The 749-nt window shown below is 63.4% G+C and carries 1 protein-coding gene; it reads left to right on the top strand.

Going from position 1 to position 749, the window contains the following annotated elements:
• Positions 1-657 (top strand): hypothetical protein (locus TBU01S_RS22740; RefSeq protein WP_157659271.1); only part of this gene is annotated, 657 nt, incomplete at its 5' end.
• Positions 658-749: the final 92 nt, after the last annotated feature.

The raw sequence follows: 749 nt of genomic DNA, 5'->3' as shown, positions 1-749 counted from the left end.
GAAGCGGCCCTGCACCTGATCGAGCTGGGTGCCGATGTGCACGCGAGAACCGGCATGCGTCTGGATGGCAGACCTTCTGTCCTGGAGAAGGATGACTGGATTTACATCAATGAAGGGGCGGCCGCACTCAACGGCATCGACCTGAAGGAGACGCGCAACGAAGGCCGCTGCTATGCCCGCCTCAAACGCGCGTTCATCGAGCGCGGCATCCGCTTTCCTCAATTTGATGATCGCCTTCTCAGCCGCTGGCTGCGCGCCAAGACCGACATCACCGAAGCGTTGCTGCGCGAGCACGGCGCGGACGACGATACCGTGCGCCGCGTGCTCAAGTGGTATGACGAGGAAGTCCTGCCGCCGATGCCCGGCCGCCAGATCGGCCGCTGGCTCAACGATGGCGTGCCTTTCACCGAACAGATGCTGCGCGAGATCGGCGCCAATGACGAACAGGTCCTCCAGGCTCTGGACCGGCAGGAGATATGGAAACTGCCCGAGCATGGGCGTCGCAAGTACTGGAAGATCGACGACTGGCTGCGCGACGGGGTGCCGATCACCGAGCAGATGCTGCGCGAGATCGGCGCCGATCAGCAGCAGATCGACAACGCGCTGGCACGCCAGGAAATCCATCGGCGCTACCGGCCGCCTTCCCCGCGGGAATGAGCCTGTCCGTTTTCCGTTTTCCGGCCATCGAAAGCGCGCAAAGGCCGCCGCACAGGCAGGCTAAAATTTCGCATTCCGCCGGCCTGCCGAAA

Source organism: Thauera butanivorans NBRC 103042 (genome assembly GCF_001591165.1).
GTDB lineage: Bacteria > Pseudomonadota > Gammaproteobacteria > Burkholderiales > Rhodocyclaceae > Thauera > Thauera butanivorans.
Note: the sequence above shows the minus strand (reverse complement) of the source record. Positions and strands in the feature narration are given on the sequence as shown.